Source organism: Herbaspirillum sp. UBA812 (assembly GCF_002296545.1).
Classification (GTDB): Bacteria; Pseudomonadota; Gammaproteobacteria; order Burkholderiales; family Burkholderiaceae_D; genus Herbaspirillum; species Herbaspirillum huttiense.
Genome location: NZ_DBIC01000294.1, coordinates 1,142 through 17,413, shown reverse-complemented (window position 1 = coordinate 17,413; position 16,272 = coordinate 1,142). Strand labels below are relative to the sequence as shown.

Sequence of the window (16,272 nt, the reverse complement as noted above, 5' to 3'; positions counted from 1 at the left end):
ATGCAAGACGACTTGTTTTCCGCCGGACGGCCCCCGCAAGGGGAGCCGGACTGGCTGTCGCGCGCCCGTGTGCTGCGCGACGAACTGAACCGCCACAACCACAGCTATTACGTACTCGACCAGCCCAGCATCCCGGACGCGGAATATGACCGCCTGTTCCAGGAACTGCAGGCACTGGAAACCGCCCATCCCGAACTGTTGACGCCTGATTCGCCGACGCAACGCGTGGGTGCCGGCCCGCTGCCGCAGTTCGAGCCGGTGCGCCATGACATTCCCATGCTCTCGCTGGGCAACGGCTTTGCCGACGAAGACATCGAAGCCTTCGACAAGCGCGTGCGTGATGGCCTGGAAACCTTGCAGGAGGTGCGCTACGCCACCGAGCTGAAGTTCGACGGCCTGGCCATCAGCCTGCGCTACGAGAAGGGCGTGCTGGTGCAGGCCGCCACGCGCGGCGATGGCACCACGGGCGAGAACGTGACCGCCAACATCCGCACCGTGCGTGCCATTCCCCTGCGCTTGCACGGCGAAAACCTGCCGCAGGTGATCGACGTGCGCGGCGAAGTGCTGATGTACAAGGACGACTTCGCGCGCCTGAACCAGCGCCAGCGCGATGCCGGGCAGAAGGAATTCGCCAACCCCCGCAATGCCGCCGCCGGCAGCTTGCGCCAACTGGATTCGCGCATCACCGCGCAACGCACGCTGCGCTTCTTCGCCTACGGCATTGGCGTGCTGGAAGGGGCCGAGATGCCGGCTTCGCACTCGGCCCTGCTGGACTGGTATCAGCAACTCGGCCTGCCGGTGTGCAAGGAGCGCGCCGTGGTGACGGGGGCTGCCGGTCTGCTGGACTTCTTCCGCAGCATCGGTGCCAAGCGCGAGAGCCTGCCTTACGAGATCGACGGCGTGGTCTACAAGGTGGACCGGCTGGACCAGCAGAAGCACCTGGGCTTCGTCTCGCGCGCCCCGCGCTTTGCGCTGGCCCACAAGTTCCCGGCGCAGGAAGCGCTGACCGTGGTACAGGACATCGAAGTGCAAGTCGGCCGCACCGGTGCCATCACTCCGGTGGCGCGTTTGAATCCCGTTTTCGTCGGCGGAGTCACGGTGACCAATGCCACCCTGCACAACGAAGATGAAGTCCGCCGCAAGGACATCCAGATCGGCGACACCGTCATCGTGCGCCGCGCCGGTGACGTGATTCCGGAAGTGGTGGCCTTCGTGCCCGAGAAGCGTCCGGCTGATGCGCGCCCCTTCGTCATGCCGGCCAACTGCCCGGTGTGCGGCTCGCCCATCGTGCGGGCGGAAGATGAAGCAGTGGCACGCTGTTCGGGCGGCTGGCTGAAATGTTCAGCACAGCGCAAGGGCGGACTGCAGCATTTTGCTTCACGCCGCGCCATGGATATCGAAGGTCTTGGCGAGCAACTGGTGGAGCAACTGGTGGATCGCCAGGTGGTCAACACGCCGGCTGACCTGTATCGGCTGGGCTTGTCGGCGCTGGCCGAACTGGACCGCATGGCCGAGAAATCGGCGCAGAACGTGCTGGATGCTCTGCAGAAATCCAAGACCACCACGCTGGCACGTTTCATCTACGCGCTGGGCATCCGCCACGTCGGCGAAGCCACGGCCAAGGAACTGGCGCGCCATTTCGGCGGCATCGACAAGCTGCTCGCCGCCAGTGAAGAACAACTGCTGGAAGTGGCCGATATCGGTCCGGTGGTCGCCGCCTCGATCCGTGCCTTCTTCAATGATCCGCTCAATGTCGAGCTGGTCGAGCAATTGCGCGCGGTCGGCGTGCATTGGCCCGAGAGCGAGGGCGTCGATGCCGGTGCCAAGCATCTGGCCGGCAAGACCTTCGTGTTGACCGGCACCTTGCCCAACCTGTCGCGCGATGAGGCCTCGCAGCTGATCGAAGCGGCCGGTGGCAAGGTTTCCGGTTCCGTGTCCAAGAAAACCAGTTACGTGGTCGCCGGGGCCGAAGCCGGCAGCAAGCTGGCCAAGGCCGAGGAGCTGGGCATCGCCATCCTCGATGAGGACGCACTGAAGGCGCTTTGCGCCGGTCAGGATGCGTCAGAAACGTAATCACCTTGTCTTTTTATTCATATAGAATGCCGCCCGTAAGCAGTTCCGTTCCCGGGACTGCGGTGCAGGATTCAACGCATCACGCCATAACAACATAACAAGACCCATCCTTACCTCGGAGTCATGATGATCAAAAAGATCAAGAAAGCCGTTTTTCCTGTCGCCGGTCTCGGTAGCCGCTTCCTGCCCGCCACCAAGGCCCAGCCCAAGGAAATGCTGCCCATCGTCGACAAGCCGCTGATTCACTATGCCGTGGAAGAGGCGGTCGCCGCCGGTATCACGGAAATGGTGTTCATCACCGGCCGCAACAAGCGCGCCATCGAGGACCACTTCGACAAGGCCTACGAGCTGGAATCCGAACTGGAAGCCGCCGGCAAGAAGAAGCTGCTGGAGATCGTGCAGAACGTGGTGCCCAAGAACGTCAACTGCATCTTCATCCGTCAGTCCGAGCCGCTGGGCCTGGGCCACGCCGTGCTGTGCGCGCGTCCGGTGGTGGGTGAAGAACCCTTCGCCATCCTGCTGGCCGATGACTTCATGGATACCGATGAGGGCGTCAAGCCGGTGCTGGCACAGATGACCGACATCTATGCACGTGAAGGCATGAGCATGCTGGCCGTGCAGGAAGTGCCCAAGAACGATACCCGCCAATACGGCATCGTCAGCGCCACGCCTTACCAGCCGGACCTGGAGCGCATCAACGCCATCGTCGAAAAGCCGGCCCCGGAAGAAGCCCCGTCCACGCTGGCCGTGGTGGGCCGCTACGTGTTGAACAGCCGCATCTTCCACTACCTGGAAAACATCCCGCGCGGCGCCGGCGGCGAGATCCAGCTCACCGACGGCATCGCCAAGCTGATGCAGGCCGAATCCGTGCTGGCCTACCGTTACCAGGGCCAGCGTTATGATTGCGGTTCCAAGCTGGGTTACCTCAAGGCCATGGTGGCCATGGGCCTGAAGCACCCGGAAACCGGTCCGGCCTTCTCGGAATACCTGCAGGAAGTGGCCAGCAAGGCGCGCTGATCGCCGCTGCTGTCCAGCGCCTGCCTCTGGCGCGGCGCACTGCACTGCTTGCACAATGACGCCCGGTTCCTGCCGGGCGTCTTTCATGGAGAGCTTCAATGGCAATACGCGAGATCCTCAAAATGGGCGACCCGCGCCTGCTGCGCCAGGCGCAGCCGGTCACGCAGTTCGGTACGCCTGAACTGGCGCAACTGGTGGACGACATGTTCGAGACCATGCGTGCCGTCAACGGTGCCGGGCTGGCCGCGCCCCAGATCGGGGTGGACCTGCAGCTGGTGATCTTCGGCTTCGGCCACAACCAGCGCTATCCGGAGGCACCGGCGGTGCCGGAGACGGTGCTCATCAATCCGGTGCTGACGCCCTTGTCGGACGAGGAAGAAGAGGGCTGGGAAGGCTGCCTGTCGGTGCCCGGCATGCGCGGCGTGGTGCCGCGCTGGAGCGGTTTGCGCTATTAGGGCCTGGACTTGCAAGGCAACGAGATTGACCGCACCGTCGACGGCTTCCATGCCCGCGTGGTGCAGCATGAGTGCGATCACCTGCAGGGCATCCTGTATCCGATGCGCATCCGCGACTTCCGCCAGTTCGGATTCACGGAAGTGCTGTTCCCGGATCTGGATCCCAACCAGGACGACTGAACAAGGACGCTGCAAAAAAAAACATCCCGGCACCAGGCCGGGATGTTCGTTTCAGGACCGATGAAACCGCATATCGGCCATCAGGCGTTTTCCTTCACACGCTGGTCGATGTGCGCCAACGCCTCTTCCACCTGGTCGATCAGGATCAGGCACAGGTCGCCGGGCTGCAGGGTAGCGAGGGCAGTATCGATGGCGACGAATTCGCCGTTGATTTCCTTCACATCCTTGGTACGCTTGGCCCCTTCGAGGCCCTGGCGCAGCAGCGCAATCACTTCGCCGTCTTCACGGCCGCGCTGGCACTGATCCTGATACAGCACCACTTCATCGAAGGCATCGCCCAGCAGTTCGGTCTGGCGGGTGATGTCGACGTCGCGGCGGTCGCCGGCACCGCTGATGACCACCGAGCGGCGCTTGGCGGGCAGGCTGTCGACGGCCTTGATGAGGGCCTGGATGGCATCCGGATTGTGGCCGTAGTCGGCGATCAGGGTGGCCCCCTTGTAGTCGAACAGGTTGAAGCGCCCCGGTGCGGTGCCGCTGTCGCTGATGAAGCTGGCCAGGGCGCCGGTGATCTGTTCCCAGTCCAGGTTCAGCGCCCAGGCCGCACCCACGGAAGCCATCACGTTCTCGACCTGGAAGCCGATGGCACCGCTGCGGGTCAGCGGAATGCCGGACAGCTTCAGGCGTTTTTCGAACGTGCCTTGCGCGGCCACAATCGCGTCACCGTCTTGATAGACGATGCGGTGGCCCTGCGCGCGGTGGGTGGCCATGATGGGGTGGGTCGGGTCCAGCGCGAAGAAGGTCACCGAGCCGGGGCAGGAGGAGGCCATCTTGGACACCATCGGGTCCGCCGCATTCAACACGGCAGTGCCGGTCGGCGCCACGTTCTCGACGATGACGCGCTTGACCACGGCAAGGTCTTCCACGGTGCTGATGTAGGACAAGCCCAGGTGGTCGCCCATGCCGATGTTGGTGACCACGGCCACGGCGCAGCGATCAAAGCCCAGGCCTTCGCGCAGGACGCCGCCACGGGCGGTTTCCAGTACGGCGGCATCCACGTCCGGGTGGAACAGCACATTGCGGGCGCTGCGCGGGCCGCTGCAGTCGCCGGTGTCGGTGCGCTGGCCATCGATGTAGACGCCATCGGTATTGGTCATGCCCACGCGCAGGCCGGTCTTGGCCAGCAGGTGGGTGATCAGGCGCACGGTAGTGGTTTTGCCGTTGGTACCGGCCACGGCCACCACGGGGATGCGGCCATCGTCGCCATCGTCGTACATGGTCGAGATGATGGCTTCGCCGACATCGCGCGCCTTGCCGTAGGACGGCGAGAGGTGCATGCGCAGGCCGGGCGCGGCGTTGACTTCGACGATGCCGCCGCCTTGTTCTTCCAGCGACATATGCACCGAATTGCAGACCACGTCCACGCCGCAGATATCGAGCCCGACCATTTGCGCGGCCGCAATCGCGCGTGCGGCCACATCCGGATGCACGTCATCGGTGACATCGGTGGCGGTGCCGCCGGTGGAGAGGTTGGCGTTGTTGCGCAGGACGACGCGCACGCCCTGGGCGGGAATGGCTTCCGGGTCCAGGTTCTGGCCGGACAGCACCGACAGGGCGATGTCGTCGAGGCGGATCTTGGTCAGCGAGGTGGCGTGGCCGTCGCCGCGCAGCGGGTCGGCGTTGACCTGGTCGATCAACTGGCGGATGGTGTGCACGCCGTCGCCGATGACTTGCGGCGGATCGCGGCGGGCCGCAGCCACCAGGGTCTTGCCGATCACCAGCAGGCGGAAGTCGTGGCCGGGCAGGTAGCGCTCGACGATGACTTCATCGCTGATCAGGGCGGCGTTGTTGAAGGCGCGGGTGATCTGTTCCGGGGTGCTGATGTTGACGGCCACCCCCTTGCCCTGGTTGCCGTCCAGCGGTTTGATGACCACCGCCGAACCGATTTCCTCGGCGGCCTTGAGGGCATCTTCCACGGTCTCGACCACGCGGCCGTTGGGGACCGGCACGCCAGCGGCGTGCAGCAGCATCTTGGTCAGGTCCTTGTCTTGCGCAATCGATTCGGCGATGGCGCTGGTGTTGCTGGTCTCGGCGGCCTGGATGCGCTTCTGGCGGCTGCCCCAGCCGAACTGCACCATGCTGCCCTGGGTCAGGCGGCGATAAGGGATGCCGCGCTTGATGGCCGCATTGACGATGGAGCCGGTGGAGGGGCCCAGGCGTACATCTTCATCCAGTTCTCGAATGCGGGCCAGCGCACCGGTGAGGTCGAAGGGGGTGTCGGCCTGGGCGGCGCGCACCAGTTCCAGTGCCAGGTCGAAGGCCAGGCGGCCGACTTCTTCTTCGCTGTATTCCACCACCACCTGGTAAATACCGGTCTCGACGGTGGAGACCGTGCGGGTGAAGGTCACCGGGCAGCCGGCCTGGTTCTGCAGCGCCAGGGCGGCAGCAGCCAGGGCGTGCGCCATGGAGACGACCTGCTTGCCGCCATCGGGTTCGAGGAAGCCGATCTGCGGGAAGCGGGCGCGCAGGCGCAGTTCGAAGCCGGGCATGTCATCGATGACGCGCTCGTTTTCCGGGCAGGAAACGATGGCCTCGATGGCAGTGTGTCTGCTCCAGAGATTGGGGCCGCGCAGGGCGCGAATGCGGGATACGTCCATGGACTCGTTTTCCTAGATGTCTCTTGATCTTGATTCAGTCGGTCTTGCAGGTCACGCCGGCTCAGGCGGCCTGGCTCTTGAACTTCAGGCCTTGCTCTTCGGCGCGCTCGGTGCCGAAGAGCTCGATGCCGGCACGGATCACTTCGGGGCCGATGCCCAGGGCCCAGGCGGCGCCGACGGCGGCCAGCACGTTCTCGACCTGGTAGGCCACCGCGCCGTTTTCGGTCAGGGGGATGGCATCCACCGAGCTGACCTTGCACTGGCGCTCGCCTTCGGCCTGGATCAGGTCGCCATCGCGCAGGAACACGGCACGGCCGCCTTCCTTCAGGTGGCTGGCCAGCAGTTCGGAAGCCGGGTCGGTGCTGAAGAAGATGACTTCGCCATCGCACAGCTGGGCCATGTCGGCCACCAGCGGGTCGTCGGCATTGAGTACGGCAGCTCCTTCCGGCAGCACCAGGTCGACCTGGGTACGCTTGACCTTCGTGGCGATCTGTTCGGCGTTCTCGATGTAGAACTCGGGCAGGCTGTCGTTGGGATCGATATTGGCGACCACGCCGACCAGGCAGCGGTCATAAGCCAGGCCTTCGGCCAGGATGGCGGCGCTGCCGTTCTCGAACACGGCGGCTTCCACGGCGCGGTTGAGCAGCACGCGATGGGCGGCATCCCAGGTGGCGCGGTTGCCGCGCTCGATCTGGCGTTCGCCGAAGTACAAGCCCTCGCCGCAGGCCAGACCCACGTGCTTGCCCGACAGGTGCACGATACGTGCGATCAGGCGCGAAATGGTGGTCTTGCCATGCGTGCCGGTGACGCCGACGACGGGGATGCGGCCGTTTTCTTCCGGGCCGAACAGGTTGTCGATGATGGCTTCGCCGACCGGACGTGGCTTGCCATCCGAGGGCTTCAAGTGCATCAGCAGGCCGGGGCCGGCATTGACTTCGACGATGGCACCGCCCTGGTCCTGCAGCGGGCGAGAGATGTCTTCGGCCACGATGTCGACACCGGCGATGTCCAGGCCGACGATGCGCGCGGCCAGGGAAGCGGCAGCTGCCACGCTGGGGTGGACCAGGTCGGTGATGTCGGAGGAGACATTGCCATTGCGCAGCAGCAGGATGCGGCGGCCGGCGGCGGGGACCGATTCGGTGGTCAGGTTCTGGCGCTGCAGTTCCAGCACGGCGGCCGGTTCGCGGTCCAGCAGCACCGGGTCCAGCAGGTGTTCTTCCAGCAGGCCGCGGCGCGGGTCGCGATTGAGTTCGTCCAGCAGGTCCTGCACGGTGGACTTGCCGTCGCCGACGATGAAGATCGGTTCACCACGGGCGGCAGCGGCCAGCTTGCCGCCGACGATCAGCAGGCGGTGTTCCAGGCCCGGCACGAAGCGCTCGACCAGCACGCCGCTGCCTTCTTCCAGCGCGACCTTGTAGGCGGTCTCGATTTCTTCCCGGGTGTTCAGGTCGATGAAAACGCCGCGGCCATGATTGGCATCGCAGGGCTTGACCACCACCGGCAGGCCGATGTCCTGGGCGGCATCCCAGGCGTCTGCGGGGCTGTCCACCAGACGGCCTTCGGGCACCGGCACGCCACAGGTTTCCAGCAGCGACTTGGTGAGATCCTTGTCACGCGAGATGCCCTCGGCAATCGCGCCGGTCTGGTCGGATTCGGCGGTCCAGATGCGGCGCGACTTGCAGCCGTGGCCCAGTTGCACCAGGTTGCCTTCGGACAGGCGGATGGTCGGGATGCGGCGCTCGTCGGCGGCGTCCACGATGCAAGCGGTGCTGGGGCCCAGGCACAGGCGATCCACCATGCGGCGCAGCTTGCGCAGCGTGGTGTCGAGGTCGTAGGGCTGGTTTTCCATGGCGGCCATCACCAGGTCGCGTGCGGCAAAGAGCGCTGCGCGCGTGACCGTTTCATGGCGGGCACGCACCACCACCTTGTAGACGCCGCGCACGTTGGTCTCGCGCGCCTTGCCGAAGCCGCCGGGCAGCCCGGCCAGGTTCTGCAGTTCGAGGGTGACGTGTTCCAGGATGTGGCCGGGCCAGGTGCCTTCATGCAGGCGGCGCACGAAGCCGCCGCGCTCTTCGTAGCTGCAGCGGTGTTCGATCAGGGTGGGCAACCAGGTGGTGAGGCGGTCGACGAAGCCGGGAATGGTATTGGAGGGAAAATCTTCCAGTTCGCCGATATCGATCCACACTTCGAGGGCGGAGCGGTAGGTCCAGATGTTGGGACCCTTGAGATTCAGAAAACGGAGGAATTCGATGTTTTTCATGTGTGGTGGATAGTCCGCTGTAATTGCCCAAGCCAGGATGCCGATGCTGGCTGCATCGCTCGTGCCGCCCTGCGCACGCCGGTCAGCGCTCTGTCAGAATAACGCATGGTTCACTAACGCGCAGGGCGAGTTTTGGTTTACTGCATTTGCCAACTGGAATAACTGAATGAAATGGAGTGTTGCCTTGTGGCAATCAAGAACTGGCTCCGCAGGTGAGAAGGCAGGCCGGAAGGTGCAGGCGAAATGCGAGAGTCATGCGGGCAGGCTGGCGGTGGATATGAACGGTATTGTCGCAGACTGTCCCGTTGCCGTGGCAATGCGGCCGGAAAAAACGCGTACGCCGTCGTGACCTGAAGCTTTGGGCAGATCAGCCATTCGCATCATGCGGGAAAGATCACCCCCGCGTAGTCGGAAGTGAAATTGCCGGTACACCGTTTGCGGCGCTCTTGCGTTATCGGAGGGCCGCTGCCCGATCGATACCCACGAGGCGGCGCAGTTCGTGGATTTGCAGCAGGGGACGCTGCGCTATAATCGCGCGCTGCCCGCTGGCACATCCTTGCAGGCATCAAGACAACAGGTCCGGCGAGACCTGCACCTCCTAAAACAATAGCCAAACTGCTCACTTCGGGCCTCAACGCTGCCGTTACATGACTACTGACTCAATACCTTCCGCGACCGCCAGCCTGCCCGAGCGCTGGCAAACGGAAACCGCTGCCCGCCTGGTCCAGGGTGAATCCGTGCTGGCCTGGCTGGAACTGGACCTGGACGCCCAGCTGCAATTCAACGCTTCGCTGGTGCTGGCCACCGACCGCCGCCTGCTGGCGCTGGCCCCGGACCGCAAGCAATGGCAGGAGTGGGCCTATCGCCCCGACCTGCAACTCAAGCACGTCGACCACGCCGGTGTGGGTACCCTGGAGCTGTGCGACGCTGCCAGCCGGCTGGCCGCCTGGCGCTACACCCTGGCGCAGAATCCGCAGGCGCTGCGCCTGATCAAGCTGTTCGAGCAGCAGCGCGACCTGCTGGCCTCGGGCGTGCAGGCCGAAGAGGAGGGCGACGTCTGCCCGACCTGCAAGGCCGTGCTGCCGGAAGGACAGGAAACCTGTGCCATCTGTCCGGAAACCAAGGAAGCGCCGCCGTCGACCTGGGCGCTGTTCCGCCTGTCGCGCTTTGCCAAGCCCTACAAGGGCTCGCTGCTGCTGGGCTTCCTGCTGACGCTGGCCTCCACCGCCGCCACGCTGGTGCCGCCCTACATGACCATGCCGCTGATGGACAACGTGCTGATCCCGTTCCAGAACGGCACCCCCATCGATACCCACCTGGCCACGCTGTACCTGTCGGGCCTGTTGGGCGCGGCGCTGCTGGCCTGGGGACTGGGCTGGGCGCGCACCTACATCCTGGCGCTGGTGTCCGAGCGCATCGGCGCAGACCTGCGCACGACCACCTATGCGCACCTGCTGCGGCTGTCGCAGGAGTATTTCGGCGGCAAGCGCACCGGCGACCTGATGGCCCGCATCGGCTCGGAAACCGACCGCATCTGCGTGTTCCTGTCGCTGCACCTGCTGGATTTCGCCATCGACGTGCTGATGATCATCATGACGGCGGCCATCCTCATTTCGATCAATCCGTGGCTGGCGCTGGTGACCTTGCTGCCGCTGCCGTTCATCGCCTGGATGATTCACGTGGTGCGCGATCGCCTGCGCCACGGTTTCGAGAAGATCGACCGCATCTGGTCGGAAGTGACCAATGTGCTGGCCGATACCATCCCCGGCATCCGCGTGGTGAAGGCTTTTGCGCAGGAGAAGCGCGAAGTGGCGCGTTTCCGCGAAGCCAACCGTCACAACCTGATGGTCAATGACCGGGTCAACAAGATCTGGTCGCTGTTCACGCCCACGGTTACCTTCCTGACCGAAGTGGGCTTGCTGGTGGTGTGGGTGTTCGGGATCTGGCAGGTCTCCAGCAACCAGATCACGGTCGGTGTGCTGACCGCCTTCCTGGCCTACATCAGCCGCTTCTATACGCGCCTGGATTCGATGAGCCGCATCGTCTCGGTGACCCAAAAGGCCGCCGCCGGTGCCAAGCGCATCTTCGACATCCTGGACCACGTCTCCAGCGTGCCGGAACCGGCCAACCCGGTGCACCTGGAAAACGTCAAGGGCGCCATCGAAGTGCGCAACATCGGTTTCCGCTACGGCAACCGTGCGGTGATCCGCAACATGAGCCTGTCCATTGCGCCGGGCGAGATGATCGGCCTGGTCGGCCACAGCGGTTCGGGCAAGTCCACCATGGTCAACCTGATCTGCCGCTTCTACGATGTCTCCGAAGGGGCGATCCGCATTGATGGCGTGGACATCCGTTCGCTGCCCATTTCCGAATACCGCCGCAACATCGGCCTGGTGCTGCAGGAGCCCTTCCTGTTCTTCGGCACCATTGCCGAGAACATCGCCTACGGCAAGCCGGAAGCCACCCGCGAGGAAATCATCGCGGCGGCCCGTGCGGCCCATGCGCATGAGTTCATCCTGCGCCTGCCGCAAGGCTATGACTCGCTGGTCGGTGAGCGCGGCCAGGCCTTGTCGGGCGGTGAGCGCCAGCGCATCTCGATTGCGCGCGCGCTGCTGATCGACCCGCGCATCCTGATCCTGGACGAGGCGACTTCCTCGGTCGTTACCACCACCGAAAAGGAAATCCAGAAGGCGCTGGACAACCTGGTCCAGGGCCGTACCACGATTGCCATCGCGCACCGCCTGTCGACCCTGCGCAAGGCCGATCGCCTGGTGGTGCTGGATCGTGGCCAGGTGGTCGAAGTCGGCAACCACGAAGAACTGATGGCCCGGGAAGGGCATTACTACAAGCTCTACCAGGCCCAGGCGCGCAATCCTGAGGGCGATGCCGAGGTCTCGGTGAGCGAAGAAGAGAAGGGCGAATAAGCCATGAGCACCACGATCAATTCTGCCCAAAGCTTCACCCTGGAGCGCAATGCTTTTGGGCGCCTGGTGTTGACCGACGCCCAGGGCGGCCTGCACGAGCACGTGATTCCGGTGCGTGCATTTCCGGTCACATCGCCCGATCGCGGCCTGTCGCTGGTCAGCAGCGACGGCCACGAGCTGGCCTGGATCGATACCCTGGAGGAGGTGGATGCGCCGACGCGCCGCCTGATCGAGGAAGAACTGGCCAGCCGCGAGTTCATGCCGGAGATCCAGCGTATCGTCAGCGTGTCGACCTTCGCCACGCCCAGCGACTGGACCGTGCAGACCACGCGCGGCACCACCACCTTCACGCTCAAGGGCGAGGAAGACATCCGCCGCCTGGCCGCGCCGGCGCTGCTGATTGCCGACAGCCACGGCATCCAGTTCCTGATCCGCGACCAGAAGGCACTGGACAAGCACAGCCGCAAGATCCTGGATCGTTTCCTCTGATCCGTTTCAGTGCTGCAAAAAAGAACGGCCCTGATGATGAATCAGGGCCGTTCTTGTATGGAGCGGGCTGAGGCTCAGAACTTCTCATCCGGCCGCAGGTAGCGCCACTGGCCGGTCGGCAGTTCGCCCAGCTTGACGCCGCCGATGCGCACGCGCTTCAAGCCGATTACCTTCAGTCCGACCATGTCGCACATGCGGCGGATCTGGCGCTTCTTGCCTTCGCGCAGGGTGAAGCGCAACTGATCCTCGTTCTGCCACACCACCTTGGCCGGACGCAGCGGCTTGCCATCCATGATGAGGCCGTGGTTCAGGCGCTTGAGATCGGATTCGGGCAGCTTGCCGGGACGGGTGTATTGCACGCGCACCAGGTATTCCTTGTCGACCGCCGAATCCTCGCCGATCAACTGCTTGGCGATGCGGCCATCCTGGGTCAGCACCAGCAGGCCCACCGAATCGATATCCAGCCGTCCGGCCGGCACCAGGCTTTTCAGCTGGCGCGGGTGGAAGCGCATCTCGGTCTGGTCTTCAGCCCAGCGCGATTGTTCATTGACCAGCACCATGGCCGGCTTGTAGCCATCCTCGGCCTGGCCGCTGACGTAGCCCATGGGCTTGTTGATCAGGATGGTCACGCGCTGGGCCTGCTCGGCGCTGGCCTGGCGTTCCACGGTGACCTTCTGGTGCGGCAGCACCTTGCTGCCCAGCACCGACACCACCTGGCCATCCACGCGCACCCAGCCTTTTTCTATCCATTCGTCGGCTTCGCGGCGCGAGCACAGGCCGAGTTCGGACATGCGTTTGGAAAGTCGTACAGGTTCAGTCATGGGGATTGCCTTGCGAAAAACGGAGGCCGGCCAGCGGCGAGGGTGAGATTGTACGGCCAGCCGCGCCGCCGCGCCAGACTGGGGCGGCAGCGCGGACAGCGGGGTGCGGGTCAGATGCGCAGGGTCTGCAGCAGTTCGGTTTCCAGCATGATCTGGTTGCGCGGTTGGGACAGGCCGGGGCCGTCGATGAGGAACACGTCTTCCACCCGCTCGCCCAGGGTCATCACCTTGGCGGTATGCAGGTTGATGCGGTACTTGGCCAGCACATTGGAGATCGAATACAGCAGCCCCGCGCGGTCATTGGCCGAGACCGACAGCAGGTAGTACTGGCCGCGTTCATCCGGGCGCAAATCCACCGACGGATTGACCGGGAAGGTGCGCGACAGGCGCGACAGGCGGGCCTTGGACGGGGCCGGCAGCGGTGCGTCGGACTGCAGCAGGGCACCCAGTTCGTGTTCGATCAGGTTGATGATGTCGCGGTAGTTCTTGGCGAACACCGGGGCATTGATCAGGAAGGCGTCCAGCGCGTAATCGTTGCGGGTCGTGTGGATCTTGGCGTCGAAGATGCTGAAGCTTTTTTCGTCGAAATAGCTGCAGATGCGCGCAAACAGGTCAGGGCGGTCGGGCGTGTAGACCGCCACCTGAACGCCTTCGCCAATGGGTGCCAGGCGGCAGCGCACCAGCGGTACGCCGGTATCGACCTTGTCGTAGAAGCAGCGCGTCTGCCAGGCGATGTCGGAGGCGTCGTGGCGCAGGAAGTAGGCCACGTCCAGCTGCTTCCACAGCGCTTCATGGGCGTCGGCCGGCAGACCATACAGGCGCAGGGTCTTGATGGCTTCCTGCTGGGTGTTCTTCAGTTCGCGGTCGGTCGAGGGCGCTTCGCCGCCCAGCACGCGCAGGGTCATGCGGTACAGGTCCTCCAGCAGCTTGCCCTTCCAGGCGTTCCAGACCTTGGGGCTGGTGCCGCGGATATCGGCCACCGTCAGCAGGTAGAGCGCGGTCAGGTGGCGCTCGTCCTTGACCAGCTGGGCGAAGGCGGTGATGACGTCGGGGTCCGACATGTCCTGCTTCTGGGCCACGTGCGACATGGCCAGATGCTGCTCCACCAGGAACACGATCAGCTCGGTATTGTCCGGCGAGATGCCGTGCTGCTCGCAGAAGGCGCGGGCGTCGGCCATGCCCAGCTTGGAATGGTCGCCGCCCCGGCCCTTGGCGATGTCGTGGAACAGCGCCGCGACATACAGCACCCAGGGCTGGCCGAAGTTGGCCATGAGCTGGCTGCAGAAGGGATATTCATGTGCATGTTCGCTCATCGTGAAGCGGCGTACGTTGCGCACCACCATCAGGATGTGCTGGTCCACCGTGTAGACGTGGAACAGGTCGTGCTGCATCTGGCCGACGATCTGGCGGAAGTTCGGCAGGTAGCGTCCCAGCACGCTGCTGCTGTTCATCCCGCGCAGGGCGTGGATGATGCCGCGCTTGCTCTGGATGATCTGCATGAACAGGCGGTGGTTGCCGGGATCGGCGCGGAACGCGTTGTCGATCTTGAAGCGCGCATGCCACAGCGCACGCAGGGTGCGCGCCGACATGTCCTTCAATTCCGGATGCTCGGCCAGTACCAGGAAAACCTCCAGCATGGCCGAAGGCGTCTCTTCGAAGACCTTGTCATGGGCGATGTCGACGAAGCCGTTGACCTCATTGAAGCGCTCGTTGAGCGGGCGCGGCACCGCCTGTTGCGGGAACAGGTGGGCTTCGATGTTCTGCAGCAGGATGGTGTTGAGCTGCGTGACCGCCTTGGCTGCCCAGTAATAGCGCTGCATCAGGTATTCGCTGGCGCGGCGGGTATCGGTGGTCTTGAAGCCGAAGGTCTCGGCGATCTGGGTCTGGATGTCGAACACCAGCCGGTCTTCGCGGCGATCCGTGAGGATGTGCAGCCGGATGCGGATGTCCTTGAAGGCGCGTTCCTTCTGGCGCAGCTGGCGCGCCTCGGTGGAGGTCAGCATGCCGTGTTCGGCCAGCTCGCCCCAGGAGTTGCCCAGGCCCGCCGCCTTGGCCACCCACAGGATCACCTGCAGGTCGCGCAGGCCGCCGGGGCTTTCCTTGCAGTTGGGTTCGAGGCTGTAGGGCGTATCTTCATATTTGATGTGGCGCTGGCGCATTTCCAGGGTCTTGGCCTGGAAGAAGGCCAGCGGCTCCAGCGCCGCATGGTAGCGCTCCTGCAATTTCTTGAAGAGGGCGCGGTTGCCGGTCACCAGGCGGGCTTCCAGGAGGCTGGTCTGCACCGTGATGTCGGCGGCCGATTCATCCAGGCATTCGTCGATGGTGCGGATGCTGTGGCCGATTTCCAGGCCGATGTCCCAGAACAGCTGCACCAGGGATTCCAGCTTTTCCTTCTTGGCGGCATCCGGGGCCTGGTCCAGCAGGATCAGGACGTCCACATCCGAATGCGGGAACAGCTCGCCCCGGCCATAGCCGCCCACGGCCACCAGGGCGGCGTTGCCGGACATGCCCAGTTCTTCCCAGGCGGTGGTGAGGGCTTCGTCCACGTTGCGGCGCAACTGGGCCAGCAACTGCTCGGTCTTGTGGTTGGACTGGAACACCTCGATGGCTTGCTGGCGCGCGGCCTTGAGCTGTTTCTTGAGCGTGATGGCGAGTGTGGGCATCGTGGTAGGCAATCAGGACAATCAGGGCTGGCAGGGCGGCGGGGCGACGCCAATCGTGAGCGAAGCCGCATCCCCATGCGGCTTCGGGCCCCAAGCAGGTTTCGTGCCGGAAACTGTGCGCAGGGTAGATGGGCACATGGTTCCGGCCGCCAGGGTCACGCCGGGGTGGCGACCTGGTTCTGGATGAAGGCCGGCGGTGCCGGCATGCCGGGCGACACCGTCAGCACTTCGAAGCCGGTCTCGGTGACCAGCACGGTGTGTTCCCATTGGGCTGACAGGCTGCGGTCCTTGGTCTTGATGGTCCAGCCGTCGCCCATTTCGCGGATCTCGCGGCGGCCGGCGTTGATCATCGGTTCCACCGTGAAGATCATGCCGGCTTCCAGCTTCTCCAGCGTGCCGGGGCGGCCGTAGTGCAGGACTTGCGGTTCTTCATGGAAGACCTTGCCGATGCCGTGGCCGCAGAACTCGCGCACCACGCTGTAGCCGGCCTTTTCGGCGTGCTGCTGGATGACGTGGCCGATATCGCCCAAATGTGCACCCGGCTTGATCTTGGAGATGCCCAGCCACATGCATTCATAGGTGATCTCGGTCAGGCGGCGTGCCAGGATGGACGGCTCACCCAGGAAGAACATGCGGCTGGTGTCGCCGTGATAGCCATTCTTGATGATGGTGACGTCGATGTTGAGCACGTCGCCGTTCTTCATCACCTTGTCGCCGGGGATGCCGTGGCAGATCA

General features: G+C 64.4%; 9 protein-coding genes and 1 pseudogene. 5 read left to right on the top strand and 5 right to left on the bottom strand.

The window, feature by feature from the left end; translation table 11 throughout:
* The 3 genes and pseudogenes from ligA (at position 1) to def (ending at position 3,725) form a co-directional block, all read left to right on the top strand.
* Entirely contained in the window at positions 1–2,073 is a 2,073-nt protein-coding gene (gene ligA, locus B3873_RS20235) for an NAD-dependent DNA ligase LigA (RefSeq protein ID WP_286868596.1), read from the top strand.
* Positions 2,074–2,199: 126 nt separating this feature from the next.
* Positions 2,200–3,090 carry a UTP--glucose-1-phosphate uridylyltransferase GalU gene (gene galU, locus B3873_RS20230; RefSeq protein ID WP_039789660.1) on the top strand — a complete coding sequence of 297 codons (891 nt, stop codon included), beginning with the start codon at positions 2,200–2,202 and terminating at the stop codon, positions 3,088–3,090.
* A 98-nt stretch (positions 3,091–3,188) separates the two neighbouring features.
* Positions 3,189–3,725 (top strand): annotated as a pseudogene (gene def / locus B3873_RS20225) (peptide deformylase).
* A gap of 80 nt (positions 3,726–3,805) precedes the next feature.
* On the opposite strand, the gene cphA (B3873_RS20220) reads toward def, so the two are convergent.
* Together cphA (B3873_RS20220) and cphA (B3873_RS20215) are read right to left on the bottom strand one after the other, a co-directional pair.
* A complete protein-coding gene (gene cphA, locus B3873_RS20220) occupies positions 3,806–6,379 on the bottom strand; it encodes a cyanophycin synthetase (RefSeq protein ID WP_286868593.1) in 2,574 nt (857 codons plus the stop codon).
* Between the two features lie 61 nt (positions 6,380–6,440).
* Positions 6,441–8,639, bottom strand: coding sequence for a cyanophycin synthetase (cphA, locus tag B3873_RS20215; RefSeq protein WP_286868591.1), 2,199 nt, complete (start codon positions 8,637–8,639; stop codon positions 6,441–6,443).
* Between the two features lie 647 nt (positions 8,640–9,286).
* On the opposite strand from cphA (B3873_RS20215), the gene B3873_RS20210 reads away from it, so the two are divergent.
* Together B3873_RS20210 and B3873_RS20205 are read left to right on the top strand one after the other, a co-directional pair.
* On the top strand, positions 9,287–11,563 hold the full coding sequence (locus B3873_RS20210; RefSeq protein ID WP_286868590.1) for an ABC transporter ATP-binding protein: 2,277 nt from the start codon (positions 9,287–9,289) through the stop codon (positions 11,561–11,563).
* Between the two features lie 3 nt (positions 11,564–11,566).
* Entirely contained in the window at positions 11,567–12,052 is a 486-nt protein-coding gene (locus tag B3873_RS20205) for a DUF1854 domain-containing protein (RefSeq protein WP_039788289.1), read from the top strand.
* 74 nt (positions 12,053–12,126) lie between these two features.
* Here the strand turns inward: B3873_RS20205 and B3873_RS20200 are convergent, their stop codons facing one another.
* The 3 genes from B3873_RS20200 to map all read right to left on the bottom strand — a co-directional run.
* Complete coding sequence (locus B3873_RS20200) at positions 12,127–12,873, bottom strand: pseudouridine synthase (protein ID WP_034332946.1); 747 nt, start codon at positions 12,871–12,873, stop codon at positions 12,127–12,129.
* Positions 12,874–12,983: 110 nt separating this feature from the next.
* Positions 12,984–15,536: a [protein-PII] uridylyltransferase gene (locus B3873_RS20195; protein ID WP_276840770.1), complete on the bottom strand. Its 2,553-nt coding sequence runs from the start codon at positions 15,534–15,536 to the stop codon at positions 12,984–12,986.
* 155 nt (positions 15,537–15,691) lie between these two features.
* The coding region (gene map / locus B3873_RS20190; protein ID WP_286868588.1) for a type I methionyl aminopeptidase at positions 15,692–16,272 on the bottom strand (581 nt) is incomplete at its 5' end.

Coding starts and splice junctions, on each gene's coding strand:
- ligA (WP_286868596.1), top strand. CDS start 1: ATGCAAGACGACTTGTTTTCCGCCGGACGGCCCCCGCAAGGGGAGCCG.
- galU (WP_039789660.1), top strand. CDS start 2,200: ATGATCAAAAAGATCAAGAAAGCCGTTTTTCCTGTCGCCGGTCTCGGT.
- cphA (WP_286868593.1), bottom strand. CDS start 6,379: ATGGACGTATCCCGCATTCGCGCCCTGCGCGGCCCCAATCTCTGGAGC.
- cphA (WP_286868591.1), bottom strand. CDS start 8,639: ATGAAAAACATCGAATTCCTCCGTTTTCTGAATCTCAAGGGTCCCAAC.
- B3873_RS20210 (WP_286868590.1), top strand. CDS start 9,287: ATGACTACTGACTCAATACCTTCCGCGACCGCCAGCCTGCCCGAGCGC.
- B3873_RS20205 (WP_039788289.1), top strand. CDS start 11,567: ATGAGCACCACGATCAATTCTGCCCAAAGCTTCACCCTGGAGCGCAAT.
- B3873_RS20200 (WP_034332946.1), bottom strand. CDS start 12,873: ATGACTGAACCTGTACGACTTTCCAAACGCATGTCCGAACTCGGCCTG.
- B3873_RS20195 (WP_276840770.1), bottom strand. CDS start 15,536: ATGCCCACACTCGCCATCACGCTCAAGAAACAGCTCAAGGCCGCGCGC.